The sequence below is a fragment of the Acidovorax sp. GW821-FHT10A04 genome (assembly GCF_059415825.1).
The window spans coordinates 529,314-556,301 of the sequence record NZ_JBWKNZ010000001.1; the positions used below are offsets into that span (position 1 = coordinate 529,314).

General features: G+C 67.0%; 24 protein-coding genes. 8 read left to right on the forward strand and 16 right to left on the reverse strand.

Annotation, left to right across the window (positions count from 1 at the left end):
* Positions 1-14: 14 nt before the first annotated feature.
* A complete protein-coding gene (locus AC07PF_RS02405) occupies positions 15-1,586 on the reverse strand; it encodes a methyl-accepting chemotaxis protein (protein ID WP_494610769.1) in 1,572 nt (523 codons plus the stop codon).
* Between the two features lie 145 nt (positions 1,587-1,731).
* Positions 1,732-2,313 carry a TetR/AcrR family transcriptional regulator gene (locus tag AC07PF_RS02410; protein WP_494610770.1) on the reverse strand — a complete coding sequence of 194 codons (582 nt, stop codon included), beginning with the start codon at positions 2,311-2,313 and terminating at the stop codon, positions 1,732-1,734.
* A 91-nt stretch (positions 2,314-2,404) separates the two neighbouring features.
* Between AC07PF_RS02410 and AC07PF_RS02415 the strand changes: the two genes are divergently transcribed.
* Together AC07PF_RS02415 and AC07PF_RS02420 are read left to right on the forward strand one after the other, a co-directional pair.
* Positions 2,405-3,538 (forward strand): thiolase family protein, encoded by a 1,134-nt coding sequence (locus tag AC07PF_RS02415; protein ID WP_494610771.1) that lies wholly within the window; start codon positions 2,405-2,407, stop codon positions 3,536-3,538.
* A gap of 52 nt (positions 3,539-3,590) precedes the next feature.
* Positions 3,591-4,289 carry an SDR family oxidoreductase gene (locus tag AC07PF_RS02420; RefSeq protein ID WP_494610772.1) on the forward strand — a complete coding sequence of 233 codons (699 nt, stop codon included), beginning with the start codon at positions 3,591-3,593 and terminating at the stop codon, positions 4,287-4,289.
* A 95-nt stretch (positions 4,290-4,384) separates the two neighbouring features.
* Here AC07PF_RS02420 and htpX read toward each other — a convergent pair whose 3' ends face one another.
* The 5 genes from htpX to AC07PF_RS02445 all read right to left on the reverse strand — a co-directional run bounded on the left by htpX (position 4,385) and on the right by AC07PF_RS02445 (position 9,452).
* Complete coding sequence (htpX, locus tag AC07PF_RS02425) at positions 4,385-5,260, reverse strand: protease HtpX (RefSeq protein ID WP_007857330.1); 876 nt, start codon at positions 5,258-5,260, stop codon at positions 4,385-4,387.
* Positions 5,261-5,423: 163 nt separating this feature from the next.
* The gene (locus AC07PF_RS02430) at positions 5,424-6,167 is read right to left on the reverse strand and encodes a DUF3025 domain-containing protein (protein ID WP_494610773.1); all 744 of its coding nucleotides are present in this window, start codon (positions 6,165-6,167) and stop codon (positions 5,424-5,426) included.
* Positions 6,152-7,198: a dihydroorotase gene (gene pyrC, locus AC07PF_RS02435; RefSeq protein ID WP_145694651.1), complete on the reverse strand. Its 1,047-nt coding sequence runs from the start codon at positions 7,196-7,198 to the stop codon at positions 6,152-6,154. Before pyrC ends, AC07PF_RS02430 begins: the two co-directional genes overlap by 16 nt.
* A gap of 47 nt (positions 7,199-7,245) precedes the next feature.
* A complete protein-coding gene (locus AC07PF_RS02440) occupies positions 7,246-8,235 on the reverse strand; it encodes a Bug family tripartite tricarboxylate transporter substrate binding protein (RefSeq protein ID WP_035204905.1) in 990 nt (329 codons plus the stop codon).
* Positions 8,236-8,282: 47 nt separating this feature from the next.
* Positions 8,283-9,452, reverse strand: a complete 1,170-nt coding sequence (locus AC07PF_RS02445; protein ID WP_494610774.1) for a M20 family metallopeptidase — start codon at positions 9,450-9,452, stop codon at positions 8,283-8,285.
* Positions 9,453-9,553: 101 nt separating this feature from the next.
* On the opposite strand from AC07PF_RS02445, the gene AC07PF_RS02450 reads away from it, so the two are divergent.
* Entirely contained in the window at positions 9,554-10,474 is a 921-nt protein-coding gene (locus AC07PF_RS02450; protein WP_494610775.1) for a MurR/RpiR family transcriptional regulator, read from the forward strand.
* A 19-nt stretch (positions 10,475-10,493) separates the two neighbouring features.
* On the opposite strand, the gene AC07PF_RS02455 is transcribed toward AC07PF_RS02450, so the two are convergent.
* The 9 genes from AC07PF_RS02455 to AC07PF_RS02495 form a co-directional block, all read right to left on the reverse strand.
* On the reverse strand, positions 10,494-10,877 hold the full coding sequence (locus tag AC07PF_RS02455) for a hypothetical protein (protein WP_494610776.1): 384 nt from the start codon (positions 10,875-10,877) through the stop codon (positions 10,494-10,496).
* 94 nt (positions 10,878-10,971) lie between these two features.
* The gene (locus tag AC07PF_RS02460; protein ID WP_494610777.1) at positions 10,972-12,456 is read right to left on the reverse strand and encodes a hypothetical protein; all 1,485 of its coding nucleotides are present in this window, start codon (positions 12,454-12,456) and stop codon (positions 10,972-10,974) included.
* Between the two features lie 81 nt (positions 12,457-12,537).
* Positions 12,538-13,449 carry a hypothetical protein gene (locus tag AC07PF_RS02465; protein WP_494610778.1) on the reverse strand — a complete coding sequence of 304 codons (912 nt, stop codon included), beginning with the start codon at positions 13,447-13,449 and terminating at the stop codon, positions 12,538-12,540.
* Positions 13,450-13,684: 235 nt separating this feature from the next.
* The gene (locus AC07PF_RS02470) at positions 13,685-14,422 is read right to left on the reverse strand and encodes an amino acid ABC transporter ATP-binding protein (RefSeq protein ID WP_007857321.1); all 738 of its coding nucleotides are present in this window, start codon (positions 14,420-14,422) and stop codon (positions 13,685-13,687) included.
* A 30-nt stretch (positions 14,423-14,452) separates the two neighbouring features.
* On the reverse strand, positions 14,453-15,118 hold the full coding sequence (locus AC07PF_RS02475; RefSeq protein WP_007857320.1) for an amino acid ABC transporter permease: 666 nt from the start codon (positions 15,116-15,118) through the stop codon (positions 14,453-14,455).
* Positions 15,119-15,121: 3 nt separating this feature from the next.
* The gene (locus tag AC07PF_RS02480; protein WP_007857319.1) at positions 15,122-15,880 is read right to left on the reverse strand and encodes an amino acid ABC transporter permease; all 759 of its coding nucleotides are present in this window, start codon (positions 15,878-15,880) and stop codon (positions 15,122-15,124) included.
* A 109-nt stretch (positions 15,881-15,989) separates the two neighbouring features.
* The gene (locus tag AC07PF_RS02485) at positions 15,990-16,889 is read right to left on the reverse strand and encodes an amino acid ABC transporter substrate-binding protein (protein WP_007857318.1); all 900 of its coding nucleotides are present in this window, start codon (positions 16,887-16,889) and stop codon (positions 15,990-15,992) included.
* Positions 16,890-16,999: 110 nt separating this feature from the next.
* Positions 17,000-17,893, reverse strand: a complete 894-nt coding sequence (locus AC07PF_RS02490; RefSeq protein ID WP_494610779.1) for an amino acid ABC transporter substrate-binding protein — start codon at positions 17,891-17,893, stop codon at positions 17,000-17,002.
* Positions 17,894-18,089: 196 nt separating this feature from the next.
* Complete coding sequence (locus AC07PF_RS02495; protein ID WP_007857316.1) at positions 18,090-19,016, reverse strand: LysR family transcriptional regulator; 927 nt, start codon at positions 19,014-19,016, stop codon at positions 18,090-18,092.
* A gap of 222 nt (positions 19,017-19,238) precedes the next feature.
* On the opposite strand from AC07PF_RS02495, the gene AC07PF_RS02500 reads away from it, so the two are divergent.
* The 5 genes from AC07PF_RS02500 to AC07PF_RS02520 all read left to right on the forward strand — a co-directional run bounded on the left by AC07PF_RS02500 (position 19,239) and on the right by AC07PF_RS02520 (position 26,967).
* The gene (locus AC07PF_RS02500; protein WP_494610780.1) at positions 19,239-19,802 is read left to right on the forward strand and encodes a TRAP transporter small permease; all 564 of its coding nucleotides are present in this window, start codon (positions 19,239-19,241) and stop codon (positions 19,800-19,802) included.
* Entirely contained in the window at positions 19,799-21,097 is a 1,299-nt protein-coding gene (locus AC07PF_RS02505) for a TRAP transporter large permease (RefSeq protein ID WP_007857314.1), read from the forward strand. The genes AC07PF_RS02500 and AC07PF_RS02505 overlap by 4 nt, the downstream gene beginning before the upstream one ends.
* A 59-nt stretch (positions 21,098-21,156) precedes the next feature.
* Entirely contained in the window at positions 21,157-22,194 is a 1,038-nt protein-coding gene (locus AC07PF_RS02510) for a DctP family TRAP transporter solute-binding subunit (RefSeq protein WP_007857313.1), read from the forward strand.
* A gap of 242 nt (positions 22,195-22,436) precedes the next feature.
* On the forward strand, positions 22,437-23,735 hold the full coding sequence (locus AC07PF_RS02515; RefSeq protein WP_494610781.1) for an efflux RND transporter periplasmic adaptor subunit: 1,299 nt from the start codon (positions 22,437-22,439) through the stop codon (positions 23,733-23,735).
* A 61-nt stretch (positions 23,736-23,796) separates the two neighbouring features.
* Positions 23,797-26,967 (forward strand): efflux RND transporter permease subunit, encoded by a 3,171-nt coding sequence (locus AC07PF_RS02520; RefSeq protein ID WP_494610783.1) that lies wholly within the window; start codon positions 23,797-23,799, stop codon positions 26,965-26,967.
* Positions 26,968-26,988 lie beyond the last annotated feature (21 nt).

Below are 26,988 nucleotides of genomic sequence, written 5' to 3' on the forward strand. Positions count from 1 at the left end.
GGGAGCAATCCGGCTCAGCGCAGCGCGATGGTGCTGGCCGGCAGGCGGAAGGCTTCCACCAGCTCGGCCAGTTGCTGTGCCTGCATGCGCAGGCCCTGGGCGGCGGCGGACGATTCCTCCACCAGCGCTGCGTTCTGCTGCGTCATCTGGTCCAGTTGCGAGACGGCCTCGCCCACCTGGCTCAGGCCCGTGGTCTGCTCGCGCGCCGCCGTGCTGATCTCGCCAATGATGGTCGCCACCTGCTTCACCGAGTCGACGATCTCGCCCATGGTGCCGCCGGCCGCGTGCACCAGGGCCGAGCCCTCGTCCACCTGGCGCACGCTGTCGCTGATCAGGCCACCGATCTCCTTGGCGGCCGTGGCCGAGCGCTGGGCCAGGCTGCGCACCTCGCTGGCCACCACGGCAAAGCCGCGGCCCTGCTCGCCGGCGCGGGCCGCCTCCACGGCGGCATTGAGCGCCAGGATGTTGGTCTGGAAGGCAATGCCGTCGATCACGCTGGTGATGTCGGCAATGCGGCGCGAGGACTGGGCGATGCCGTCCATGGTGCCCACCACACGGTCCACCGCTTCGCGCCCGCGCTGGGCCACGCCGCTCGCGCCCGTCGCCAGGCTGCTGGCCTGTGCGGCAGCATCGGCGCTGTGGCGCACGGTGGCCAGCAGCTCTTCCATGCTGGCGGCGATCTCCTCGAGGTTGGAGGCCGTCTGCTCGGTGCGCGCCGACAGGTCGCTGTTGCCCGCCGCAATCTCGCCGCTGGCATCAGCCACCGAGCTGCTGGCCCCGCGCATGCCCACGACCAGTGTCGCCAGGCGCGCCTGCATGCCCCCCAGGCGGGCCATCAGGGCCTGCAGCTCATCGCGGTTGCCGGCATCCACGGCAGGGATGTGCGAGGTCAGGTCGCCCTCGGCGATGCGGTCGGTCACCCCCGACGCCAGGGCCAGCGGCCGCAGGATGGAACGCGACAGCAGCCAGGCACACACCAGGCTCAGCAGCAGACCCACCGCCGAGCCCGCGGCCAGCAGCAGCTTGCCCTGGCGCTCGCTGCGCAGGGCAGCCTCGCGCGCATCGGCCACGCGCTGGCGCTGGTACTCGGCCAGTTCGTTCACGGCCTTCGCATAGGCGTCGGCGGCGGGGCGCAGGCTGCTGGCTATGGCGTCGGCGGGCAGGGCCTCGCCCGCCTTGCGGCGCTTGACCAGGTCGTCGCGCACGCTGCGGAACTGGTTGCCCGCCTTGTCGATGGCATCGAAGAGGCGCTGGGACTGCGGGTCTTCGGCCAGTTCGTCGAGCCGCTTGCGCACCTCGCTGGAACGGGCGGAGGTGACTTTGCGGTCGGCATCGATGCGTGCCGCATAGGCCGGGTTGTCGATCTCCAGCAGCGTCTCGGCGCGCACCGAGCTGAGCACCACGATGGCATGCAGCTCGCGCGCCAGCAGGGCACGCTCGGAGGAGTTGCCGCCCAGGTCATCGGCGATGTCCTGCAGCTCCGCCAAGCGCCAGATGCCCACGGCGGCCGACAGGGACATGACAAGGCAGACGACGCCAAAGGCCAGGGCCAGGCGGAACGCGACACGCGTCTGGGAGAGGGACATGGTGGGAATCTGTTCGTTCAATCAAAGAGGTCCGGGGCAGCGCACAGCCAATGACCCGGGTTTTCCCTTATATCGTCAATCCATGGCACCGACTTGAGCCCCATCTGCTCCCGACCATCCCTGTGCCTGGCAAAAAGCCCCAAAATCATCCAGCCGCGTGCTCCCTCATCACCGCAGCACCCGCCGCGGCACGCAGGTCCCTCGACAGTTCCGGGCTGCGGACAGCCCGCGCCAGCACCAGGGATCCGACCAGCTGCGACAAGGTGGACAGGGCCTGCTCCCTGCGCTCTTCCGGGCCATCGGCCTGCATCAGCGGCTCCAGCACCCGCAGAAAATTCTCGACACCCGCCTCGAAGGGGCCCTGCAGCGAAGGACCGGCACGGGCCACATCGCCGGCCAGCGCGGCCATCGCACAGCCATTGGCCAGGCGCTGGCAGTGCAGGTCCGAAAGGTAGAAGCCCACCAGCGCCTGCAACGCCTCGGCCGGCGGCTTGGCAGACAGCTGCTCCCAGTAATGGTTGTTGGCCGAGAGTGCGCGCTCACATGCCAGGCTGGCCAGTTCGTCCTTGGACTCGAAATGCCCATAGAAGCCGCCCCGCGTCAGCCCGGCGGCCTGCATCAACTCGTTGAGGCCGATGCCATCGAAACCTTTTTCGCGGAACAACTCGCCTGCCACATCGACGATGCGTTCGCGGTTGGCCTCGGCCTGCGCCCTTGTCACTTTCATGGTTGCCTCCTGGTGCTTGACTTATTTTACATGTTGATTGACATTTATATTTATTCATGTCGATTGACATTTAACCAACCGGGACTTGCCCATGAAAGCCTTGATCTCCGCGTACGCCCGCACCCCCTTCCACTTCGCCCGCAAGGGCGCATTGGCCCCGGTGCGGCCCGACACCCTGGCCGCCGAACTCATCAAGGAGCTGGTGCAGCGCACCGGCATCGACCCGGCCACGCTGGACGACGTGATCGCCGGCTGCGCCTACCCCGAGGGCGCGCAGGGCAACAACATCGCGCGCATCGCATCGCTGCTGGCCGGGCTGCCGCACGAGGTCGGCGGCATGACGGTGAACCGCTTTTGCGGCTCGTCCATGTCGGCGGTGCACATCGCCGCTGCGCAGATCGAGGCCGGCCTCGGCGATGCCTACCTGTGCCTGGGCATCGAGTCGATGACCATGGTGCCGCAGGGCGGCCTGAGCTTCTCGCCCCACCCGGTGCTGTACGAAGAGACCGATGCCTATATCTCCATGGGCGAGACGGCCGAGAACGTGGCCGAGCGCCATGCGGTGTCGCGCACCGACCAGGAACAACTGGCCTTCGAGTCACACCGCAAGGCCGCCGCCGCGCGCGAGGCCGGCCTGCTGCGCAGCGAGATCGTGCCCATCGCACTGCCCGACGGCCAGGTGGTGGCCGAGGACGGCTGCATCCGCCCCGGCACTTCGCTCGAAGCCCTGGCCGGACTCAAACCCGCCTTCCGTGAAACCGGCTCGGTGACGGCCGGCACCTCGTCGCCGCTGACCGATGGCGCGGCCGCCGTGCTGGTGACCAGCGAGGCCTATGCCGCGCGCCACGGCCTCGCCCCGCTGGCGCGCATCGTGGCCATGGCCACGGCGGGCGTGGACCCGGCCTTCATGGGCCTGGGGCCCATTCCCGCGTCGCGCAAGGCGCTGGCACGCGCCGGCCTCACCGCGGCCGACATGGACGTGGTGGAGATCAACGAGGCCTTTGCCTCCCAGGCCCTGGCCTGCATCCGCGAACTGGGCCTTCGGCCCGAGACCATCAACCTCGATGGCGGCGGCATGGCCATCGGCCACCCGCTGGGCGCCACGGGCGCGCGCATCACCGGCAAGGCCGCTGCCCTGCTGCAGCGCCAGGGCGGGCGCTACGCGCTGGCCACGCAGTGCATCGGCGGCGGCCAGGGCATTGCCACGGTGCTGCAGGCACTGTGACCGCCACGTCCCCTTTTTTCCCCACCTCCCTTTTCCCCCAAGGACTGCTTCCATGAAACTCCAGAACTCCGTCGTCTTCATCACCGGTGCCAACCGCGGCCTGGGCCTGGCCTTTGCCCAGGCGGCCCTCGCCGCGGGTGCCCGCAAGGTCTATGCGGCCGCACGTGACCCTGCCAACGTGACCTTGCCCGGCGTCATCCCCGTGCAGCTCGATGTCACCAACCCCGCCCAGATCGCCGCAGCCGTGGCCACCTGTCCCGATGTGACGCTGCTGGTGAACAACAGCGGCATCTCGCGCGGATCGAGCTTCCTGGGCACGCCCGATGCCATGGCGGCGGCCCGCGCCGAGTTCGAGACCAACTTCTTCGGCCCCTGGGCCGTGGCGCAGGCCTTTGCGCCGGTGCTCCAGGCCAACGGCGGCGGCGCGGTGCTCAACGTGCTGTCGGTGCTGAGCTGGCTCACAATTCCCGGCGCAGCCACCTACAGCGCGTCCAAGGCGGCCGCCTGGTCGCTGAGCAACGGCCTGCGCAGTGAACTGCGCGGCCAGGGCACGCAGGTGACCAGCCTGCATGTGGCCTACATGGACACCGACATGGCGCGCGGCCTGGATGCCCCCAAGGCCGCACCGCTCGACGTCGCGCGCCTGGCGTTGCAGGGCGTGGAAGCAGGCCTCGCCGAAGTGCTGGCGGACGACACCACGCGCCATGTGAAGCAATCACTGTCCAGCGCCACGCCCGCCTACGCAGGCTGAAGCCCGCCGATCCGAAAAAGAAAAAGCCGCCGGGCTTGCACCCGGCGGCTTTTTTCGGTTCCGGCCAAGCAGCACGGCGCGGGCCGTGCGTTGCATCAACCCTGCTTGTTCTGCAGCGCCGCGATGCGCTCCTCGATGGGCGGGTGGGTGCTGAACAGCTTGCCGATACCGCCGGCGATGCCCATGGCGGCCACGCTCTTGGGCAGCTCGCCCGGGTGCATGCCGCCCAGGCGGGCCAGGGCGTTGATCATGGGCTGGCGGCGGCCCATCAGCTGGGCGGCGCCTGCGTCAGCACGGAACTCGCGCTGGCGGCTGAACCAGGCCACGATGATGGCTGCGGCAAAGCCCAGCACGATGTCGAGCACGATGGTGGTCACGTAGTAGCCAATGCCTGGGCCCGAGCTGTTCTCGTCGTTCTTGCGCAGGAAGCTGTCGACCGCGTAGCCGATGACACGCGACAGAAACACCACGAAGGTGTTCATCACGCCCTGGATCAGCGTCATGGTGACCATGTCGCCGTTGGCGATGTGGGCCACCTCGTGGCCGATCACGGCCTCGACCTCTTCGCGCGTCATGCCCTGCAGCAGGCCGGTGGACACCGCCACCAGCGCCGAGTTCTTGAAGGCCCCCGTGGCGAAGGCGTTCGGGTCGCCCTCGAAGATGCCGACTTCGGGCATGCCGATCTTCGCCTGGTCGGCGAACTTGCGCACGGTCTCGACGATCCAGCGCTCATCGGCCGAACCGGAGCCGTCGATCACGCGCACGCCCGAGGTCCACTTGGCCATGGGCTTGCTGATCAGCAGCGAGATGATCGCGCCGCCAAAGCCCATGATGAGCGCAAAGCCGAGCAGCGCGCCCAGGTTCAGCCCGTTGGCCGTGAGGTAGCGGTTCACGCCCAGCAGGCTCGCCACCACCCCCAGCACGACGACGACGGCCAGGTTGGTCAGTACAAACAAAATAATCCGCTTCATGTTCTGTTCTCTCCGTGGGTAGACAAGGAACTGCGGTCTAGATGGGGGGTGGGCCGGCGCGATTCAAGCGCCAGCCTCCCAGGGACCGCACGCCGCAGTTTCCCGTCGCGGTATGGTAGGGCGAATCGAGAAAAGGCCCTTATCACACAGTCGCCGACGGGAATTAAGCGCTGCGACGGGGGCGGAACACCTGCGGGTCCGCGTAGAACTGCGGATCTTCATTCGCCGGCCACCAACCCGGTACACCCAGCACCGGCAGCGGGGTGAAGGGTTTGCCGGCCCAGTGCCCCGGCTCCATCTGCTGCGCCAGCCAGGCGTCGGCATCAGTTGTCGAATCCATAGCGCACTGGGATCGGTAGACATGGGCCACGATGGGTTTGCGGGGCGCCGCCAGCTTTTCCAGCAGCGCATGGCCGAACAACAGCAACCGGGTCTCGCGCCACAGTGGGCGCAGGTCCACGAACAAGCGTGTCCACTCGCGCGCCTGCAGCGCCTGCCAGATCGGCGCGGGCGCATCGAGCAAGGCACCGTTCTCGTCGAACACGGTGAGCGCGTCGCGCAGCGGGCCGCGCACCGCACCAATCCCGTGCGCGGCGATGGCGCCGGCCTGCAACTCGGTCAGCCGCCGCTTGGCCTGCGGGAAATGCAGCCACACCAGGCCGTTGAAGAAGTCGTGCAGGTTCTCGCGCGTGGGCACGCGGCGGGTGTCGAAGATGTGCTGCTCGTAGGCCGCGCCCTCGGGCAGGTCATCCTGGGGAACGAACTGCACGGGCGCCGCAGTGCATTGCAGTGCCTGGTGCACGGGCGCACCTTGTGACAGCACCTGCTGCGCCACTGCCTCTCCAGTGGCGCGGTACGGGGCCAGCCAGGCGGCTGCCCAGTCGATGCCTTCTAGACCAGCCGCCACGGCAGCGCTTCACCCGCGCGCAAAGGCTTGAGCTCGGCCTCGCCGAAAGCGAAGCTGTCCGGTGGCGTCCAGGATTCGCGGCGCAGCGTGATGGTGCCGGTGTTGCGCGGCAGGCCGTAGAAGTCGGCGCCGTTGAAGCTGGCGAAAGCCTCCAGCTTGTCCAGGGCACCCGCGTTGTCGAAGGCCTCGGCGTACATCTCCATCGCTGCATGGGCGGTGTAGCAGCCGGCACAACCGCTGGCATGCTCCTTGAGGTGCGCGGGGTGCGGGGCGCTGTCGGTGCCCAGGAAGAACTTGGCGCTGCCGCTGGCGGCGGCCTGCACCAGGGCCACGCGGTGCGTTTCGCGCTTGAGCACGGGCAGGCAGTAGTAGTGCGGGCGCACGCCGCCGATGAAGATGGCGTTGCGGTTGTACAGCAGGTGGTGCGCCGTGATGGTGGCGGCCGTGAAGCGGTCGGAGGCATTGACGTAGTCGGCCGCATCCTTGGTGGTGATGTGCTCGAAGACGATCTTCAGCTCAGGGAAATCGCGGCGCAGCGGGATCAGTTGCTGCTCGATGAACACCGCTTCGCGGTCGAACAGGTCGATGTCGCTGCTGGTCACCTCGCCGTGCACCAAGAGCAGCATGCCGCTCTTCTGCATGGCTTCGAGGGTCTTGTAGGTCTTGCGCAGGTCGGTCACGCCGGCATCGCTGTTGGTGGTGGCGCCGGCCGGGTAGAGCTTGGCCGCGACCACACCGGCTTCGCGTGCGCGCACGATTTCCTCGGGCGGCAGGTTGTCGGTGAGGTACAGCGTCATCAGCGGCTCGAACTGCACGCCCGCGGGCACGGCGGCCAGGATGCGCTGCTTGTAGGCCAGGGCCTGCTCGGCCGTGGTCACGGGCGGGCGCAGGTTGGGCATGATGATGGCGCGGCCGAACTGGGCGGCCGTGTGCGGCACCACGGTGCGCAGGGGCTCGCCGTCGCGCACGTGCAGGTGCCAGTCGTCGGGGCGGGTGATGGTGAGGGTGTTGGTGGGGGCTGCTGCGGTCATGGGCGCTATTGTCCCATTCCCGGCCACCGCCCCCTGCCCCGCACAGGTCACTCGGCGGTGATGCCGGCCTTGCGCACCACGTCGCCGAACTTCACCATGCGCTCGGCCATCATCTTCTCGAAGGCCGCGGGGCCCATCTCCTCGGGCACGATCACGCCGCGCTCCTTGAGATTGGCCACCATGGCCGGCGCCGTGGCCGCCTGGCGCACCGCCTTGTACAGGGTCTGCACGATGGCGTCGGGCGTACCGCCCGGCGCGGCCAGACCCGTCCAGGAGGTGAGGTTGAGCTCGGGGTAGCCGGCCTCGGCCATCGTGGGCACATCGGGCAGTTGCGGCAGGCGCTGGTCGGAGGCCACTGCCAGGGCGCGCACCTTGCCCGACTGCACGTGCGGCAGCATGATGACCAGGTTGTCCAGGATGAACTGCACCTCGTTGGCCAGCACGGCGGTGATCAGCGGCGTGCCGCCGCGGTAGGGGATGTGCGTGGTGAAGACGCCCGTGACGGCCTTGAACATCTCCACGTTGAGCTGGCCCATGCTGCCGATGCCGCCGCTGCCGTAGTTGAGCTTGCCCGGGTTCTTCTTGGCGTAGTCGACGAACTCCTTGACGGACTTGATGGGCAGGCTGGAATGCACCACCAGCGCATTGGGCTGGCGGCCCAGGATGGCGATGTTCTCGAAATCCTTGATCGGGTCGTAGCCCACCTTGGGCTGTGTCAGCGGGTTGGCCAGGTGGCTGCTCTGCGAGGACACGACCAGGGTGTAGCCATCGGGCTTGGCGCGTGCCACGGCCAGCGAGGCGACCGATCCGCCCGCACCGGCGCGGTTTTCGACCACGATGGGCACACCCAGGATGCGCGACAGCGGCTCCGAATACTGGCGCGCCATGATGTCCACCGAGCCGCCGGGCGGGAAGGGCACGACCAGCGTGATGGGGCGCGATGGAAACTTGTCGTCGGCGCGGGCCGCCAGCGGCGCAAGGCCCGCCAGGCCCAGCCCGAGGCCGGCGTTGAGGATGTGGCGGCGATTGGGTTGCATGAAGGAGTTCACGGGGTCTTCTCTCAAGGTCTTGCAGGAAACGGACATCAGGGATGGTCGAGGATGGCCAGCGCCACGGCCTGGGCGCGCGGCACCAGGGTGGACAGCTCGCAGTACTCGCGCTCGGTGTGCGGGTGGCCGCCCACGGGGCCGGTGCCGCACAGCGTGGGGGCGCCCACCGAGGCCGTGAGGCCGCTGTCGGCCGCACCGCCGGTGAATTCGCCCTGCACCGAAAAGCCCAGGGATTCGGCACCCCGCTGGTACAGCGCGAGCAACTCGCCGGGCGTGGGCTTCATGGGCAAGGTGCGGCGCATGCCGGTGATGCGGCCCATGGTGCGCGGCAGGCTCTCGGATTCGACGATGGCGCGCACGCGCTCGAAGAGTTCGTCGGGATCGGTCTCGGCGGTGTAGCGCACATCGAGCTCGGCCTTGGCCAGCGGCGCCACCATGTTGGGCACGATGCCGCCCAGTACCACGCCCACGTTGGTGGTAGTGCCGACGTCCGGATCGGTCAGCGCGTGCAGGGCCAGGATCTTGTGCGCCAGGGCGCCGATGGCGCTGGCGCCGGCTGCGGGGTTGATGCCCGCATGCGCGGCCACGCCGTCCACCTCGAACTCCACGGCCATGGAGCCCTTGCGGCTGGTGACCAGGTTGCCGCTCACGCGGCCGGGCTCGGCATTGAGCACGGCCCGCGCACCGCGGGCGGCGTCCATGATCTGTTCGCGCGTGGCGGGCGAACCGATCTCCTCGTCGCACGAGAAGAACAGCCGCAGCGGCGCCGTGAGCCCGCCGCAGCGCGCAAAGGCCTCGGCCACGAAGGCGTTCATCACCAGGCCCGACTTCATGTCGGCCACGCCGGGGCCGTAGGCCCGGCCATCCGCCACGCGGAAGGGGCGGCGGGCCACGGTGCCCGCGGGGTAGACGGTGTCCATGTGGCCCATGAGCAGAATGGGCGCGCCCTCGGTGGGCCCGGGCACCTGGGCCTGCAGCAGCACGCCATAGCCAGGCACGGGCACGAGTTCCACCGCCACCCCGGCGGCCACGAGCCGCTCGCGCAGCACACTGGCCACCGCCGTCACGCCGGCCTCGTCGCGGCTGCCGCTGTCGATGTCGACCACTTTCTGCAACAGGTCTTGCATCGCCTGCTGCTGGTCCGCCAGCCAGGCCAGGATGCGTTCGCGCACCTGTGCGCGGCTCTCTTCAAGGGTATCCTGCATGTTGTCCTTTGCGCCCATGCCCGAAAACGGCAGGGTGATGGGACGAAAGTGTTGCACGCACCGCCGCTGTTTGCAATACATTTTTCATAAAATGGACATCAATGAAATCAACATTGCAATCAGCCGACGGCCTGTTGCCTGAGCGCCTGGCCCGCCAGGGCGCGGGCCTGACCGCCAGCGAACGCGCGCTGGCCGAAGCACTGGAGCGCGACTATCCGCATGCGCTGCTCGAATCGGCCACCTCGCTGGCCACCCGCACGGGCACCAGCGCCTCCACCGTGGTGCGGCTGTTCGCCAAGCTCGGCTACGGCAGCTACGCCGAGGCCCAGCGCGAGGCCCGCGCCGAGGTCACGGCGCTGCTGCAGACCGCCGGCCAGCGCGCGCCGGTGACCATCGGCACCCGGCGCAGCCTGCAGCAGTGCGTGGACGACGCCTTGCTGCACGACCAGCACAACATCAGCGCCACGCGCGACGGCCTGGACATGGCGGCCTTCGAGGCCATCGCCAACCGGCTGGCCCGGGAGAAGGGCCGGGTCTTCGTGCTGGCGCAGATCAACAGCGCGCCCGTGGCCGCCTGGCTGGCATTGCACCTGAACATGTGCCGCCCCGGCGTGCACGAACTGGGCGCGGGTGCCGTGGCCGCCACCGACCAGTTGCTCTGGGTGCAGCCCGACGACGTGCTGCTGGCCTTCAGCATCCGCCGCTACGCGAGCGGGCCGGTGAAGGTGGCGCAGCGCTTTCGCGAGGCCGGTGGCCAGGTGCTGGCCCTCACCGACAGCGCCTCGGCGCCCCTGGCCGCGCTGGCGCACGAGCGCATCCTGGTGCGCACCTCCAACGCCTCGCCGTTCGACTCCTACACGGCGGCCTTCTTCCTGTGCAATGCGCTGGTGTCGGCCGTGGCGCAACTGCGCCACGCAGCGGTGTCGGAGGCGCTCAAGCGCCGCGACACGCTGTGGAAGGATGTGGAGGACCAGCAGCTCATCGTGGAGGGCATGCCGGGGCGCAAACCTGCCCGGAAATGAGCCAGCCGCTGCCGGCCACTCAGCGTGCCGGCTCCCGCTCGACCACCGCCAGCACCTGGCCCTGCAGGTTGGCAATGCGCACCTGGTAGCCCTTGCCCGCGCGCACCGACTGCGCCATCACGGAGACCATGGCACGCTCCTCGAAGCCGTCGGGTTTGAGCGTGCGGTTCTCGAACACCAGCAGCACCGAGTCGGCGTGCGTCTCCTGTGTCTCGAAGCCCGAGGCGGCGATGAAACGGTCCACGTCGCGCACGCCGCGAAACAGCTCCTTGGGCAGCACGAAAGGCTGCCCCTGGTGCGTGACCTGGTAGTAGTGCTCGCGCGTCTGCCAGGTGGGCTTTTCGCGCACGTAGTAGACCTTCCAGGGGTGCACGGCGCTTTCGAACAGCAGGGTCTTTTCCATGGGAGCAGCCTGGGTGGGGGTAGAAAAGGCCGCCATGCCCGCGCATGCGCACACGAAGCCCCATGCCAGAAAGGAGCGGCGCTGCAGCATGCCGTCAACCTTGCTGCGCCTTGGGGCGCCAGGCCTCGAAACGCCGGGCAATCTTGGGCGCAATCCGGTCGAAGGCCTCCCAGCTGTCGGGCGTCATGGCCTCGTCCGGCTCGCGGAAGTGGTTGGACGATCCGAACACGGTCTTGACGTCGCTCACCCAGCGCTCGGCATCGGGTGTGCCGAAGCCCCGGTAGTAGCGGTCCCAGAAATCCGAGGCGCCCGGCGCCAGGTCGTCGGTCCAGACGATGCGCCCGCAGGGGCCGTGCAGCAGCTGCAGCGGCGTGGCGCTGCGTGCGCGCCAGGGCGCGAGCAGGTCGGCCGGGTAGCGCACCGGATCGAGCAGTCCCTGCAGCGCGCACCAGGTCACGAAGAATGCGTCCTCGACATAGACCAGGGGCTTGGTCTGCTCGTAGTCGGCACTGGCCTCCATGAAGTCGCGCTCCGTGGGCAGCCGGGCGTCGATGCGGGCGATACCGCCGCCCTTGTCCGCGCGCAGGAAGGCCAGCTCCAGCGTGTCGCTGACCGCCTGGTCCATGAAGCCATGGCCATCCACGGTGCCGGGAAAATGCGCCCAGGACAGGCCATCGGGCAAGGGGATGAGCCCCGCCGCCTTCACCGGCACGATGATGCGCGTGACATAGGTGCGCCAGATGCGCCGGTCCTTGCGCGGCGGCCAGAAGCCGCGGTGCTTGGGTGCCATCTCGGCACTGACCTCGATGCCCGTGGCGCGCACGCTGACGTAGGTGCTGTCGTTGTGCGGCGTGGCGGGCTTGAGGGGCTTGGCCCCCACGGCAGCCAGCCACTGCAGCACCAGCGGATCGTCGATGCGCCGGCCGATGCAGGCCAGCATCTGGTCCCAGAGATTGCCCCCGGCGGCTGCGGCCACAGGCGCCGCGGCCGGGGATGGCCCCGCAGGCACCGGCGTCACCACCCGCCCGGCGATCGCATCCTCCACCCAGCCATCGAAATCGGGCCAGCGCTGCTCAGCCTCGGCCAGGATGTCTTCCCCCGTTGCGGGCACCGACAGCCCTTGCGCCGCAAGCCACGCCAGCAGCTCGGGGGCCACCTCGCCGTCTTCCTCGGGCGGCTCGTCCAGGTTGCCATACAGCGCGAATTCGCCATAGCCCACGCCCAGCAGACGCAGGAACTGCAGCGCATCGCTGGCCAGCACCCGCCCACCTCCTTCAGAGCCGAGATAGACCACCGGCAGGCCGCCCTGCGGTGCACGCCAGATGGCAATGGCCGAGCCATCGGGCTCCACACCGAACACGCCCAGGTGCTGCGCAGCTGCCTGCCCACCGGCATGGCCTGCCTCGCCGAAATAGCGCGCCACCGCACCGGGCGGCTGGGCATGGAAGGCAAAGGAGCCGCTCACCGGCGCGGACGGCTGGCGCAACTGCGGGAAGGCGCGCAGCAGGTCACGCAGGGGTTGCGGTACCGGCAGGCCCGCCGGAAACTCGAATTCGTCGCTCTCTGGGTTGCTGCTCATGGCCGTGCGCTCTCCTCTCAGTCCACCGCCCCGCATGCATCACCGCGATACCCCGGCGCAGGCAAGTCATCCGGCGTTGTATCAGGGCTCGTCGCCGGAACGCCCGGCGGCGCGCAAACTTTTGCAGAAAATCCGGCATTCCGTCACACCGCCAGCGGAATCGTCCGCGGGGGGATCCACCAGCACCACGGCCAGTTGGGGCGTGAGCTGCATCAGCACGGCCTGCGTGGTGCCTGTGCCGGCATAGATCGACTCGGAGGATTTGATGCGGGTCCGGTACCAGGACATGCGGGTCACCGTCTCACCTCGATAGGCCCGCTTGCCAAAGAAACGAAAGCGCTCCGCAGCCTCCGCATCGGCCTGGGCATTGGGCAAGCGCCAGGCTCCGTTCTCGAACTGAAAGGGATCCACCTGCTTGTGGTCGATGTCGATCCGGGTGCGCGCCACCTGCACGGTAGGCCAGGCCTTGGCACCGTCAATGGCCCAGTCGCACACCTTGTAGGGCGGCGAACCGCCCTCGTCCTGGTCCTTGCATTCCAGTTCTCTGGGCGGCATTTTCGCGGGCACCACATCGAAAGCGCACAGGCGCATACCGTCCACCCCCTCCGTGCGGCGCGGCTTGGTGACGCGGTAGTGCACGGGCAGTTCGAAAGCCAGGCCGCAGGCCATCACGGTGGGCGGGGGCATGGCATCGGCGGGCAGTGGCTCGGCTGCACGCTTGCCGGTGGCCAGGTCCCAGGGGTGCACGGCTTGGGTGCGGCGGTCCACCTCGTAGTAGCCCACCAGGTTGCTGCTGCCATCGCGCACTTCGGGGCCCTGGTAGCGCAGGGCAAGCACCTGGCCCGCAGGCGTGCGCTGCTGCAGATCGCACTGGTAGCGGCCGGCTGTGCCAGGCCCCGCCAGGTGGAGGGCCTGGGCCACCTGGGCCAGCCGCGCGCACCCCGGTGGTGGTGCGGCCTTGTCCTGCGCCATGGCGACAACCGGTGCCAGCACCAGGAGCAGCCAAGCACTCCCTGCAATGCAGCGCCCCCCGCGGCGGGTCGGCACAGGAAGGCAGGGGGAAGAGGGGTGCGTGGGACGCATGGCGAATGCACCGAAAATGGACAAGCAGCGAACGTAGCACGGCACACCTTCCACGCCGATGGCCCACACGAACAAAAAAGGCGCCCGAAGGCGCCTTGTGTGACTTCCTGCACACTGCGCCCGGGCAGAGCACAGTGTGTGCAGCTCAGTGCTGCAGGATCTTGTTGAGGAAGTCTTTGGTGCGCGGCTGGCGGGCTTCGGGGTGGTTGAAGAAGTCGTCCTTGGAGCAGTCCTCCAGGATCTTGCCGCCCACGTCCATGAAGATCACGCGGTTGCTCACCTTGCGGGCGAAGCCCATTTCGTGGGTCACGCACATCATGGTCATGCCTTCGTTGGCCAGGCCCACCATCACGTCCAGCACTTCGCCGACCATTTCGGGGTCGAGCGCCGAGGTGGGTTCATCGAACAGCATCACGATGGGGTCCATGCTCAGGGCACGGGCAATCGCCACGCGCTGCTGCTGGCCGCCCGAGAGCTGGCCCGGGAACTTGTCCTTGTGGGCGATCAGGCCCACGCGCTCGAGCATCTTCAAGCCGCGCTTCTTGGCATCGTCCGGGGTGCGGCCCAGCACCTTGATCTGGGCAATCGTCAGGTTCTCCGTCACCGACAGGTGGGGAAACAGCTCGAAGTGCTGGAACACCATGCCCACGCGGCTGCGCAGCTTGGGCAGGTCGGTCTTGGGGTCGTGCAGCTTCACGCCGTCCACCGTGATCTCACCCTTCTGGAAGGGCTCGAGCGCGTTGATGGTCTTGATCAGCGTGGACTTGCCCGAGCCCGAGGGCCCGCACACCACCACCACTTCACCCTTGTTGATGACGGCCGAGCACTCGTTGAGCACCTGCACGGGGCCATACCACTTGGATACGTTCTTGAGTTCGATCATTTCTTGTTCCTCAATCCAATCTCTTTTGCATCAGCGAATGATCGCGATCTTCTGGTGCAGGCGTTTGACCATCCAGGACAGCGCATAGCACATCACAAAGTACAGAACCGCTGCGGCCAGGTAGGCCTCGATGGGGCGGCCAAAGTTCTTGCCCGCCACTTCAAAGCCCTTGAGCATGTCGTAGGCGCCGATGGCGTAGACCAGCGAGGTGTCCTGGAACAGGATGATGGTCTGCGTGAGCAGCACCGGCAGCATGTTGCGGAACGCCTGGGGCAGCACCACCAGCTTCATGTTCTGGCCATAGGTCATGCCCAGGGCCTGGCCCGCATGGACCTGCCCACGCGCGATGGACTGGATGCCGGCGCGCATGATCTCGCTGAAGTAGGCGGCCTCGAAGGCGATGAAGGTCACCACCGCCGAGACTTCCGCGCCGATGGGCCGCCCGATGATGGCCGGCACCAGCAGGAAGAACCACAGGATCACCATCACCAGCGGAATGCTGCGCATGCCGTTGACGTAGATGGTGGCTGGCACGTCCAGCCACTTCTTGCCCGACAGCCGCATGAGCGCGAGCACGGTCCCGAAGATCACGCCACCGATGGTGGCCACGAACGTGAGGATCAGGCTGAAATACAGCCCCTTGAGCACGAAGTTGGAGATCAGGTCCCAGTTGTAAAAGCCAAAGTCGAGATTCATTTGTCAGTGCCCTCCACCTGCGCCGCTGGGCACAACCACCCCGGGGATGCGTGCACGCTTCTCGATGAACGCCATGATGCGGTTGATCGCAAACGCGGAGATGACGTAGAGCGCCGTCACGGCCAGATAGACCTCGATGCCGCGCGAAGTTTCTTCCTGCGCCTGCATGGCGAACATCGTGAGCTCAGCCACCGACACGGCAAACGCCACGGAGGAGTTCTTGAAGATGTTCATCGTCTCGCTGGTCAGCGGCGGGATGATGATGCGAAACGCCATCGGCAGCAGCACGTAGCGGTAGGTCTGGAAGGTGGTGAAGCCCACGGCCATCCCTGCATAGCGCTGGCCACGGGGCAGGGTATTGATACCCGAGCGCACCTGCTCGGCAATCCGCGCCGACGTGAAGAAGCCCAGCGCCAGCACCACCAGCGTGAAGCCGGGAACGCCCTTCATGACTGGAAAGAGGCTGGGGATGACGTGGTACCACAGGAAAATCTGTACCAGCAGCGGAATATTGCGAAACAGCTCGACCCAGGCATTGCCCAGGCGCACGATCATCGGCCGGTCCTGCAAGGTACGCAGGGTGCCGATCACGGAGCCCAACACGAGCGCCAGCACCAGGGCCAGCAACGAAACAGACACCGTCCAGCCCCAGGCCGACAGCATCCAGTCCAGGTAAGTGATGTCGCCGCCCTTGCCAAAGCAGCTTTGCACGACTTCCCTGTCCATGGTGTCCTGGCAGAACACCTGCCAATCCCAACTCATAGGATCACCCCTTTATTGTTTGGTATTGAATTGGGCGCAATCCTTTGCGGACCCAACAAAAAAGCCCCTTCAAACCATGGCGGCCGAAGGGGCGCAAGCATCCCGAAGATTACTTCTTGGCGTAGTCTTCCATGGGCTTGTCGTTCGGGCTGGCCCAAGCCGCCTTGGTGGCGTCGGACATGGGCAGGCCGATCTTGGTGTTGGTCGGAGGCACGGGTTGCATGAACCACTTGTCGTACAGCTTGGCCAGCGAGCCGTCGGCGATCTGGCGCTTGATGCTGTCGTCCACGGCCTTCTTGAAGCCGGCGTCATCCTTGCGCAGCATGCAGGCGATAGGCTCCACCGACAGCACTTCGCCGACGATCTTGTAGTCGGCAGGGTTCTTGGACTTGGAGACGTTGGCGGCCAGGATCGAGCCGTCCATCACGAAGGCGTCGGCACGGCCGGTTTCCAGCATCAGGAAGCTGTCGGCGTGGTCCTTGCCGAAGACTTCCTTGAAGTCGATGCCGCCAGCGCGCTCGTGCTTGCGCAGGGTCTGCACCGAGGTGGTGCCCGTGGTCGTGGCCACGGTCTTGCCGTTCAGGTCCTTGATGGAGGTGATGTTGGAGTTGGCCTTCACGACCGTGCGGACTTCTTCCACGTAGGTGGTCACGGCAAAGGCCACGTCCTTCTGGCGCGCGGCATTGTTCGTGGTGGAGCCGCACTCCAGGTCCACGGTGCCATTGGTCACCAGGGGAATGCGGTTTTGCGAGGTCACGGGCTGGTACTTGGTTTCCAGCTTGGCCAGACCCAGTTGCTTCTGGATGTCGGCCAGGATGATTTCACCCATTTCGGTGTGGAAACCCACGTACTTGCCATTGCCCAGGGTGTAGGAAAGACCCGAAGACTCGCGCACACCCAGCGTCACGCTGCCCGAGGCCTTGATTTTGGCCAGGGTGTCGGTGGCTTGGGCGAATGCGCTGCCTGCAGCCAGGGCGGTCACGGCAACCGCGAGCAAATGCTTCTTCATTGGGATCTCCTTGTGTGAAACGAAAAGGGGGGGATTTTAGAGATTTACCCGGCCCGCAAGGGCCGGTGGGCAAAAAACCAAAAAGGGAACCACGCGACCAGCGATATTAGTCAGAACGGGACCTGGTCGGTAGGGTATTTCCAGAAGTCCCGCAACAGATAGCTGACCGGAAGGTTCAGCGTGGTGCTGTTGGGGGGAATCGGTTTGGCAAACCACTTCTCATATATGGGGTAGATATCCCGGCTGTTGATGAGGCGACGCATCTCCTCGTCCACCAGCTTCTTGAATTCGGGATCGTTCTTGGGCAGCATGATGGCCAGCGGCTCGGTGGTCATGAAGCGACCCACCACCTTCAGGGCGCCCGGGTTCGGCCGGCCGGCGGCCAGGCCGTAGAGCAGCACGTCGTCCATGACGAAGGCATCGGCCTCGCCCTTCTCCACCATCTCCACGGCCTTGGCGTGGTCGGGCGCCTCTAGGATGGTGATGCCCATCAGGCGCTCGCGGTTGGCCTGGTCGGCCGCCTTTAGCGGCGTCGTGCCCTTGGTGGACACCAGCTTCTTGCCGTTGAGGTCTTCCACCTTGTCAATGGTACTGCCCGATTTCACCAGCAGGCGGGCACCGGTGATGAAATGCGGCACGGTGAAGGCCACCTTCTGGCGCCGTTCGGCATTGTTGGTGGTGGAGCCACACTCCAGGTCGGCCTTGCCCTGCTCGATCACGGCAATGCGGTTGGCCGGCGTGACGGCCAGGAACTCGACCTGCATGTCCTTCTTGCCGGTCTTCTTCCTCACCACCTCGGCCAGGCGCAGGCACAGGTCCACGGCATAGCCGACCGGCTTGCCGGTCTTGCTGTCGATGTAGGAAAACGGCACCGAAGACTCCCGGTGCGCAATCACCAGCTTGCCACCGCCGCTGACGCGCTCGAGCACCCCCTGGGCAGACGCCGCGGATGCGCAGCACAGGGCCGCAAGGCCCCACGCCAATCCCCAATGCTGAACTTTCATGCGGTGTCTCGGTAAGTAGGAAGTGGAATCAGATCTGCAATCTTCGTGCCACCCTGGCTCCAAAGAGACTACATCGCCATCGCTGATCCAGCAATGGGGACGACTGTACGTGTCGTTACCATGAAACTCCAATGCCGTTTGCGCGGACAACTATGCAAACTGTTTATATCCGTATTTACCCTAGGCATGACCCTGCTCAGCCGACCTGCGCCTGCAGATAGGTCCACAGCGCCTGGGCCGTGCCCTTGGGCGCCTCCTTGCCCGAGGGCTTTTCGCGGTAGGCACGCACGTCCATCGTCATCTGCAGGCCTTCCGTGTCCGCCGGGGCGGCACTGACCAGCTTGCGCGTGCGCAGCTCCTTCTTGACCGCGCTGTGGGGCAGGAAGGCCACGCCGTGGCCTTCGAGCGCCATGGCCTTGAGGCCTTCGGCCATGTCGGTTTCGTAGACCCTGTCCAGGTGGATCGGGGTGCCCGACTCCTTGAGGATCAGCTCCGTCACCCGGCCCAGGTAGGCGCCAGGCGCATAGCCCAGGTAGGGCAGTGGCTGGCCCACGCGGCCCGGCAGCCGGAACAGGGGCTGGCCGTCGGCATCGGCCTTGGAATACGGGGACAGCACCTCCTGGCCCAGGCTCACCATCTCATAGCGATCGGAGTCGAGCTGGAACGGCTGCGAGGGATGGTGGTAGGCGATCAGCAGGTCGCAGCCGCCTTCCACCAGGCGCATCACGGCGTCGTGCACGTTCAGCGCGATGAGCCGGCTCTTGAACGGGCCGAACTTGTCGTGCAGGCTCGACACCCAGGCCGGGAAGAAGGTGAACGCCAGCGTGTGCGGCACGGCGAACTCGATCATGTCCTTGCCCGCACTGGTGTGCGCGCGCAGCATGGCCCGGGTGTTCTGCAGCGCCTGCAGCATCTCCAGCGCCTGGTCGTACAGGGTCTTGCCGGCCGGGGTCAGGCGCGTGGGGTAGGAGCTGCGGTCCACCAGATCGGTGCCGGCCCAGGCCTCCAGGGCCTGGATGCGGCGCGAGAAAGCGGGCTGCGTCACGTGCCGCAACTGGGCAGACCGGCTGAAGCTGCGCGTTTCTGCAAGACTGACGAAATCTTCAAGCCACTTGGTTTCCATCGGTGCATTATCGGTGGCGGCCCCGCAGCGTGCCGGGCTGTCATGGAAAGCCTGTACAAGGGTTTATCCATAGCGCACCATTGGTGTGCACACATAGCAACGCACCGCATAATAGGGAAAGTTGCGTCCAAAGCGCGCTCCCGCGTCACGGCCCCAGGTGCACAACACCGGCGGGCAGAGCGACCGGCCCCGTCCTGTTTGTTCTCCTGTACCGCCGCTCCGATGTCCTCCACCCCTCCCCAAGGGCCGGTGACCGACGCCTCCGTGCCCGTCGCCGCCCCTGACTCCGACGAACCCCGCTCCCTGCGCATCGAGGACTGGCTCACCGTCATCGTGATGGCCGCGCTCGCGCTGATCACCTTTGCCAACGTGCTGGTGCGCTACTTCACCAGCTCTTCCTTTGCCTGGACGGAGGAGATCTCCGTCTTCCTGATGATCGTGCTGGCCCTGGTGGCGGGCTCCGCCGCCGTGGCGCGCGACCAGCACATCCGCATCGAATACTTTGCCGAAGGCGGCTCGGCCGCCCGCCGCAAGCGCCTGGCGCAGCTGGGCGCCGTGGCCGTGGCCCTGCTGTTCGGGCTGATCGCCGTGCTCAGCGTGCGCGTGGTCTGGGACGACTACCGCTTTGGCGAGACCTCGCCGGGCATTGGCGTGCCGCAGTGGTGGTATTCCATCTGGCTCCCCGTCATCTCGGCGCTGATCGCTGCGCGGGCCGTGGGCCTGCTCGTGCGCCGCAGCCGCGAAACACCGGCGTCCGACGACCCCGCCCGGGACGCTCAGCCATGATCGCCACGCTGCTGTTCGTGGCCTTCCTGGGCCTGATGTTCGTGGGCGTGCCCATCGGCGCCGCCCTGGGCCTGGCCGGTGCTGCCGCCATCGCCCTGGCCAATGCCGACAGCCAGTGGTTCGGCCTGCTGGCCGTGCCGCAGAACTTCTATGCCGGCCTGGGCAAGTACCCGCTGCTGGCAATCCCGATGTTCGTGCTGGTGGGCTCCATCTTCGACCGTTCGGGCGTGGCCTTGCGCCTCGTGAACTTCGCCGTGGCCATCGTCGGGCGCGGCCCGGGCATGCTGCCGCTGGTGGCGATTGCCGTGGCCATGTTCCTGGGCGGCATCTCGGGCTCGGGCCCGGCCAATGCCGCCGCCGTGGGCGGCGTGATGATCGCCGCCATGTCGCGCGCGGGCTACCCGCCCTCGTTCTCGGCCAGCGTGGTGGGGGCCGCGGCCGCCACCGACATCCTGATCCCGCCCTCGGTGGCGTTCATCATCTACTCGGTACTGGTGCCCGGCGCGTCGGTTCCCGCCCTGTTTGCCGCCGGCATGATTCCCGGCATCCTGGCCGGCATCGCGCTGATCGTGCCCGCCGTGTGGATGGCGCGCAAGCACAAGATGGGCGCGCTCGAATCCACCATGCCCCGCCCGCCGTTCTGGAAGAGCCTGCGCGAAGCCCTGTGGGGCCTGGCTGCGCCGGTGCTGATCCTGGGCGGCATGCGCGCAGGCTGGTTCACCCCGACCGAAGCCGCCGTGGTCGCGGTGTTCTACGGCCTCTTCGTGGGCATGGTGATCCACCGCACGATCAAGGTGCGCGATCTGTTCCCCATCCTGCGCGAATCGGGCGAGCTGTCGGCGGTGATCCTCATCGTGGTCTCGCTGGCGGGCATTTTTGCCTACTCCCTGTCCACGCTGGGCGTGATCGACCCAGTGGCCAAGGCCATCGTGAACTCGGGCCTGGGCGAGTACGGCGTGCTGGCGCTGCTGATCGTGCTGCTCATCACCGTGGGCATGTTCCTCGACGGCATCTCCATCTTCCTGATCTTCGTGCCGCTGCTGCTGCCCATCATGCAGCACTACCAGTGGGACCCGGTCTGGTTCGGCGTGATCCTGACCCTCAAGGTGGCACTGGGCCAGTTCACCCCGCCACTGGCCGTGAACCTGATGGTCTCGTGCCGCATCGCGGGCGTGCGCATGGAATCGACCGTGCGCTGGGTCGGCTGGATGCTGTTCGCCATGTTCCTCGTGATGGTGCTGGTGATCGCCTTCCCGCCCCTGGCCCTGTGGCTGCCCGCCCGCCTGGGCTACTGAGCCCGGCCGAATCTGCCCCCTACCGTAGTACCGACAACGATCCCAAGGAGACTGAAACCATGAAATTGCGCACCTTCCTGACCTCTGCCGTCGCGGCTGCAGCCGCCCTGGCCTTCACCGCACCTGCCGCCATCGCGCAGACCGCCTACAAGAGCGAGTACCGCATGTCCCTGGTGCTGGGCACCGCCTTCCCCTGGGGCAAGGGCGGCGAGCTGTGGGCCAACAAGGTGCGCGAGCGCACCCAGGGCCGCATCAACATCAAGCTGTACCCCGGCGTCTCGCTGATCCAGGGCGACCAGACGCGCGAGTTCTCGGCGCTGCGCCAGGGCGTGATCGACATGGCCGTGGGCTCGACCATCAACTGGTCGCCCCAGGTCAAGCAGCTGAACCTGTTCTCGCTGCCCTTCCTGATGCCCGACTATGCGGCCGTGGACGCGCTCACCCAGGGCGAAGTCGGCAAGAGCATCTTCGCCACGCTGGACAAGGCCGGCGTGGTGCCGCTGGCCTGGGGCGAGAACGGCTACCGCGAGATCTCCAACTCCAAGAAGGCCATCAAGACCCCCGAGGACCTCAAGGGTCTGAAGATCCGCGTGGTGGGTTCGCCCCTGTTCCTGGACACCTTCACCGCCCTGGGCGCCAACCCCACGCAGATGAGCTGGGCCGACGCCCAGCCCGCCATGGCCAGCGGCGCCGTGGACGGCCAGGAGAACCCGATTGCCGTCTACATGGCGGCCAAGCTGCACACCGTGGCGCAAAAGCACGTGACCATGTGGGGCTACATCAACGACCCGCTGATCTTCGTGGTGAACAAGGACATCTGGAATTCCTGGACCCCGGCCGACCGCGAGATCGTCAGGCAGGCCGCGATCGACGCCGGCAAGGAAGAGATCGCCATCGCCCGCAAGGGCATGGTCGAGGCCGACAAGCCCCTGCTCAAGGACATTGCCGCCAACGGCGTGACCGTGACCCAGCTCTCCCCCGCCGAGCGCGAGGCCTTCGTGAAGGCCACGCGCCCCGTGTTCGAGAAGTGGAAGGGCCAGATCGGCGCCGACCTGGTGACCCAAGCCGAAAAGGCGATTGCCGCGCGCAAGCAATAAGCGCATAAGTACATACCGGCAGCCGATAAGGGCGGCCCGCACAATCCAAGGCGCTCCCTGTGACAAGGGAGCGCTTTTTTGTGGGCGGCCGCCTGCTGGCCCGATGCTTGCAAGTGCCGCCCCAGTGCGGGGGAACGCATCTGCCTGGGAAAAAACCCGCCGACAGGCTCTGGCTTTGCCAACTTTATCGTGCGTACACATATGGCCCCCACAATGCCTTCAACTCTGACTCACCGTCCCCCATGCCGTTCCTTCTGAATGCCATCCGCCCGGCTGCCACGGGCTCGCTGACGCTGGCTTCCTCCCCTGCCCGCCCCGCCCGTCCCATGTCCCGGCTGAACCCGGCCTGGGTGCGAAGCTGCATCGCGGCCCTGTGCATCGGCGGCCTGGTGGCCTGCTCCGGCAAGGACCAGCCGGCCCAGGCCGGCCCCGGCAACAAGCCCGCAGGCGAACCGGCGGTGGGCGTGGTGGTGTTGGCCACCGAGAGCCAGACCCTGAGCACGGAGCTGCCGGGCCGCACCGCGGCGTTCCAGAACGCCGATATCCGCCCGCAGATCAACGGCATCATCCAGAAGCGGCTGTTCACCGAAGGCGCACTGGTCAAGGCCGGCCAGCCGCTGTACCAGGTGGACCCGGCCACCTACGAAGCGGCCCAGGCCAGTGCCCAGGCGGCCCTGGCCAAGGCGCAGGCCACGGCGCGCACGGCCCAGGTCAATGCCAAGCGCAATGCGGAGCTGGTCGAGATCGATGCCATCAGCCGCCAGGTCTTCGACGAAAGCCAGGCCGCGGTGCAACAGACGCAGGCCGACGTGGGCGTGGCGCAGGCTGCGCTGGACGCTGCACGCATCAACATGCGCTACACACGCCTGCTGGCGCCCATCTCCGGGCGCATCGGGCTATCGTCCGTGACGGCCGGTGCCCTGGTCACGGCGAACCAGACCAATGCCCTGGCCACCATCCAGCAGCTCGACCCGATCCAGGTGGACATCACGCAGTCCAGCTCGGACCTGCTGCAGTTGCGCAGACAGTGGCAAGAGGGCAAGTTCACGCGCGTGGATTCCAACCAGGCCAAGGTGAAGCTCATTCTGGAAGACGGGTCCACCTATGAAAAGGAAGGCACGTTGCAGTTCACCGGCACCGCCGTGAACCCGACGTCCGGCGCGATCACCCTGCGGGCGACCTTCCCCAACCCCGACCACCTCCTCATGCCCGGCATGTACGTACGCTCCCAACTGGCCACCAGCGTGGCACCGCAGGCGCTGCTGCTGCCCCAGGAGGCCGTGATCCGCAACCCCGCCGGCGAGCCCAGCGTGCAGGTGGTGGGCGAGGACAACAAGCTCACCAAGCGCCCGGTGGAACTCGGCCAGGCCGTGGGCAACCGCTGGCTCGTGATCTCGGGCGTCAAGGCCGGGGAAAAGGTGATGGTGGACGGTTTCCAGAAGGCCCGCGTGGGCCAGACGGTCAAGCCCACGGTGGTCAAGCCACGTGACAAGGCCGCGCCCGCGGCGGCCACGGCCTCATCGGCCGCAGCCAGTTCCTGAGGCGCGCGCTGCGCGCACCGCCCCACCCGACCGACCTGCGACCCCACCCCGACGCTGATCCATGGCCCAGTTCTTCATCAACCGCCCGGTCTTCGCCTGGGTGCTGTCCATCGTCATCATGCTGGCGGGGGCGATGTCCATCTTCACGCTGCCGCTGGAGCAGTACCCCGACATCGCACCACCGCGCGTGACCATCAACACCACCTACACCGGCGCCTCGGCCGGCACGGTCGACAACTCGGTGACCCAGGTGATCGAGCAGCAGCTCAAGGGCATCGACAGCCTGCTGTACATGGGCTCGACCAGCGACTCCGCAGGCCGCTCGCGCACCACCCTGACCTTCGCCCCCGGCGCCAACATCGACGTGGCCCAGGTGCAGGTGCAGAACAAGCTGCAGGCGGCCATGAACCGCCTGCCCGAGGCCGTCAAGAGCCGCGGCGTGTTCGTGAACAAGGGCGGCCAGGACTTCCTGGTGACCTATGTGTTCACCTCGCCCGATCCCACCGTGACCCAGGTGGCCATTGGCGACTACATCTCCAGCAACGTAGTTGACGTGATCGCCCGCCTGGACGGCGTGGGCGACGTGACCGTGTTCGGCACCTCCTATGCCATGCGCATCTGGATCGACCCGGCCAAGATGGAGAAGTTCGCGCTCATGCCGTCGGACCTGATCAATGCGCTCAATGCCCAGAACGCCCAGGTCTCGGCCGGCCAGCTCGGCCAGCAACCTGCCCCCGCAGGGCAGATGCTCAACGCCACCATCACCGCTCGCACCAAGCTGCAGACGGTGCCCGAGTTCGAGAACATCGTCCTCAAGTCCGGCACCGATGGCTCGGTGGTCACCATGGCCGACGTGGCCCGGGTGGCGCTGGAGGCGGACAACCTCACCGTGAAGTCGCGCCTGAACGGGCAACCGGGCGCCGGTATCGGCATCGTGCTGGCCGACGGCGCCAACGCTATGGACGTGGCCGACGCCGTGGCGCGCAAGATGAAGGAGCTCGAGCCCTTCTTCCCCGATGGCATCAACGGCGTGGTCAGCTCCGACTCCACGCCCTTCGTGCGCGCCTCCATCGAGGAGGTGGTCAAGACGCTGGCCGAGGCCATGCTGCTGGTGGTGATCGTGATGTTCATCTTCCTGCAGAACTTCCGCGCCACGATGATCCCGGCCATCGCCGTGCCCGTGGTGCTGCTGGGCACCTTCGGCGTGCTCTCTGCGCTGGGCTACTCGATCAACATGCTGACCATGTTCGCCATGGTGCTGGCCATCGGCCTGCTGGTGGACGATGCCATCGTGGTGGTGGAAAACGTCGAGCGCGTGATGAGCGAGGAAGGCCTGCCCCCGAAGGAGGCCACGCGCAAGTCCATGAAGGAGATCACGCCGGCACTGGTGGGCATCGGCCTCACGCTGTCGGCGGTGTTCATCCCCATGGCCTTCTTCACGGGCTCCACCGGCGTGATCTACCGCCAGTTCTCGATCACCATCGTCTCGGCCATGGCGCTGTCGGTGTTCGTGGCGCTGACGCTGACACCGGCGCTGTGCGCGACCCTGCTCAAGCCCATCGAGAAAGGCCACCACGCAGCGCACGACGGCCCGCCGCGGCGCGGCCTGCTGGGCCTGAACGACCGCTTCTTCGCCTGGTTCAACCGCAGCTTCGACAGCACGGCCAACCGCTACCAGCGCGCCGTGGGCGGGCTGCTCAAGCGCAGCCTGCGCATGGTGGTCATCTACCTGGTGATCCTGCTCGCCGTGGCCTTCCTGTTCAAGAAGCTGCCCACCTCCTTCCTGCCCAATGAGGACCAGGGCTTCGTCTCGGCGATCATCACGCTGCCCTCAGGCGCCACCGACGAGCGCCTGGGTGTGGTGCTCGATGAGATCAAGGACTACTTCCTGGCCAAGCCCGAGGTGCTGCGCGTGAACTCGATCGCGGGCAACAACGGCAACCAGAACTCGGGCAACATGTTCATCCGGCTCAAGCCCTGGGCGGACCGCCCGCTGCGCAGCCAGTCCGCCGAGGTCATCGCGAGCCAGGCCACCAAGGACCTCGCCAAGATCCGCGACGCCCGCATCTTCGTGACCCTTCCTCCCGCCGTGCGCGGCCTGGGGTCGAGCGCGGGCATCAATTTCATGATCAAGGACCTCAACGGGCTGGGGCAGGATGCCCTCGTCGCTGCCAAGGACCAGTTGATCGAACTGACCCGGCAGAACCCGATCCTCACCAATGTGCGGACCACCAACTTCGACAACACCTCGGAGCTCAAGGTCACCATCGACGACCGCAAGGCTGCGGCCCAGGGGTTGACCACGGCGGACATCAACGGCGTGCTCTCCAGCGCCATGGGCGGCACCTATGTGAACGACTTCGTGCACCAGGGCCGCGTCAAGCGCGTGTATGTGCAGGGCGATGCGCCCTACCGCATGCTGCCGCAGGACATCGGCCACTGGAGTGTGCGCAACCGCAGTGGCGAAATGGTGCCCTTCTCGACCTTTGCCAGCACCTCGTGGACCAACGGCCCGCCCCAGCTCATGCGCTACAACGGCAGCCCCGCCCTGGAACTGCAGGCCGAAACCGCGCCAGGCGCCAGCTCGGGCGACGCCATGGTGGCCATCGAGGAAATCATGAAGAAACTGCCGCCCGGCATCGGCATGGAGTGGACGGGCGCATCGCTGCAGGAGCGCCGCTCGGGCTCGCAAGCGCCGCTGCTCTACGCCGTCTCCATCCTCTTCGTGTTCCTGTGCCTGGCGGCCCTGTACGAAAGCTGGAGCGTGCCGTTCTCGGTGATGCTGGCCGTGCCGCTGGGCGTGATCGGCGCCCTGCTGGCCACCTACACGCGCGGCATGACCAACGACGTGTACTTCCAGGTGGGGCTGCTCACTACCGTGGGGCTGGCGTCCAAGAACGCCATCCTGATCGTGGAGTTCGCGGTGCAGTTGCAAACCCAGGGCAAGAACCTCTACGACGCCACGGTGGAGGCCGTGCGCATGCGCCTGCGCCCCATCCTCATGACCTCGCTGGCCTTCGGATTCGGCGTGCTGCCCCTGGCCATCGGCACGGGCGCGGGCGCGGGCGGCCGCCAGGCCATCGGCACCGGCGTGCTGGGTGGCATGGTCGCGTCCACGGTCCTGGGGCTGTTCTTCGTGCCGGTGTTCTTCCTGCTGGTGCGCTCGTGGTTCGCCTCGCGCAAACCCGTCCCACCCCAGCTGCCCGCCGAGGTGAAGGAGGTGCAGGCATGACCGTGCAGACCACCCTCGCGG

Coding starts and splice junctions, on each gene's coding strand:
- AC07PF_RS02405 (WP_494610769.1), bottom strand. CDS start 1,586: ATGTCCCTCTCCCAGACGCGTGTCGCGTTCCGCCTGGCCCTGGCCTTT.
- AC07PF_RS02410 (WP_494610770.1), bottom strand. CDS start 2,313: ATGAAAGTGACAAGGGCGCAGGCCGAGGCCAACCGCGAACGCATCGTC.
- AC07PF_RS02415 (WP_494610771.1), top strand. CDS start 2,405: ATGAAAGCCTTGATCTCCGCGTACGCCCGCACCCCCTTCCACTTCGCC.
- AC07PF_RS02420 (WP_494610772.1), top strand. CDS start 3,591: ATGAAACTCCAGAACTCCGTCGTCTTCATCACCGGTGCCAACCGCGGC.
- htpX (WP_007857330.1), bottom strand. CDS start 5,260: ATGAAGCGGATTATTTTGTTTGTACTGACCAACCTGGCCGTCGTCGTC.
- pyrC (WP_145694651.1), bottom strand. CDS start 7,198: ATGACCGCAGCAGCCCCCACCAACACCCTCACCATCACCCGCCCCGAC.
- AC07PF_RS02440 (WP_035204905.1), bottom strand. CDS start 8,235: ATGCAACCCAATCGCCGCCACATCCTCAACGCCGGCCTCGGGCTGGGC.
- AC07PF_RS02445 (WP_494610774.1), bottom strand. CDS start 9,452: ATGCAGGATACCCTTGAAGAGAGCCGCGCACAGGTGCGCGAACGCATC.
- AC07PF_RS02450 (WP_494610775.1), top strand. CDS start 9,554: ATGAAATCAACATTGCAATCAGCCGACGGCCTGTTGCCTGAGCGCCTG.
- AC07PF_RS02455 (WP_494610776.1), bottom strand. CDS start 10,877: ATGGAAAAGACCCTGCTGTTCGAAAGCGCCGTGCACCCCTGGAAGGTC.
- AC07PF_RS02460 (WP_494610777.1), bottom strand. CDS start 12,456: ATGAGCAGCAACCCAGAGAGCGACGAATTCGAGTTTCCGGCGGGCCTG.
- AC07PF_RS02470 (WP_007857321.1), bottom strand. CDS start 14,422: ATGATCGAACTCAAGAACGTATCCAAGTGGTATGGCCCCGTGCAGGTG.
- AC07PF_RS02475 (WP_007857320.1), bottom strand. CDS start 15,118: ATGAATCTCGACTTTGGCTTTTACAACTGGGACCTGATCTCCAACTTC.
- AC07PF_RS02480 (WP_007857319.1), bottom strand. CDS start 15,880: ATGAGTTGGGATTGGCAGGTGTTCTGCCAGGACACCATGGACAGGGAA.
- AC07PF_RS02485 (WP_007857318.1), bottom strand. CDS start 16,889: ATGAAGAAGCATTTGCTCGCGGTTGCCGTGACCGCCCTGGCTGCAGGC.
- AC07PF_RS02490 (WP_494610779.1), bottom strand. CDS start 17,893: ATGAAAGTTCAGCATTGGGGATTGGCGTGGGGCCTTGCGGCCCTGTGC.
- AC07PF_RS02495 (WP_007857316.1), bottom strand. CDS start 19,016: ATGGAAACCAAGTGGCTTGAAGATTTCGTCAGTCTTGCAGAAACGCGC.
- AC07PF_RS02500 (WP_494610780.1), top strand. CDS start 19,239: ATGTCCTCCACCCCTCCCCAAGGGCCGGTGACCGACGCCTCCGTGCCC.
- AC07PF_RS02505 (WP_007857314.1), top strand. CDS start 19,799: ATGATCGCCACGCTGCTGTTCGTGGCCTTCCTGGGCCTGATGTTCGTG.
- AC07PF_RS02510 (WP_007857313.1), top strand. CDS start 21,157: ATGAAATTGCGCACCTTCCTGACCTCTGCCGTCGCGGCTGCAGCCGCC.
- AC07PF_RS02515 (WP_494610781.1), top strand. CDS start 22,437: ATGCCGTTCCTTCTGAATGCCATCCGCCCGGCTGCCACGGGCTCGCTG.
- AC07PF_RS02520 (WP_494610783.1), top strand. CDS start 23,797: ATGGCCCAGTTCTTCATCAACCGCCCGGTCTTCGCCTGGGTGCTGTCC.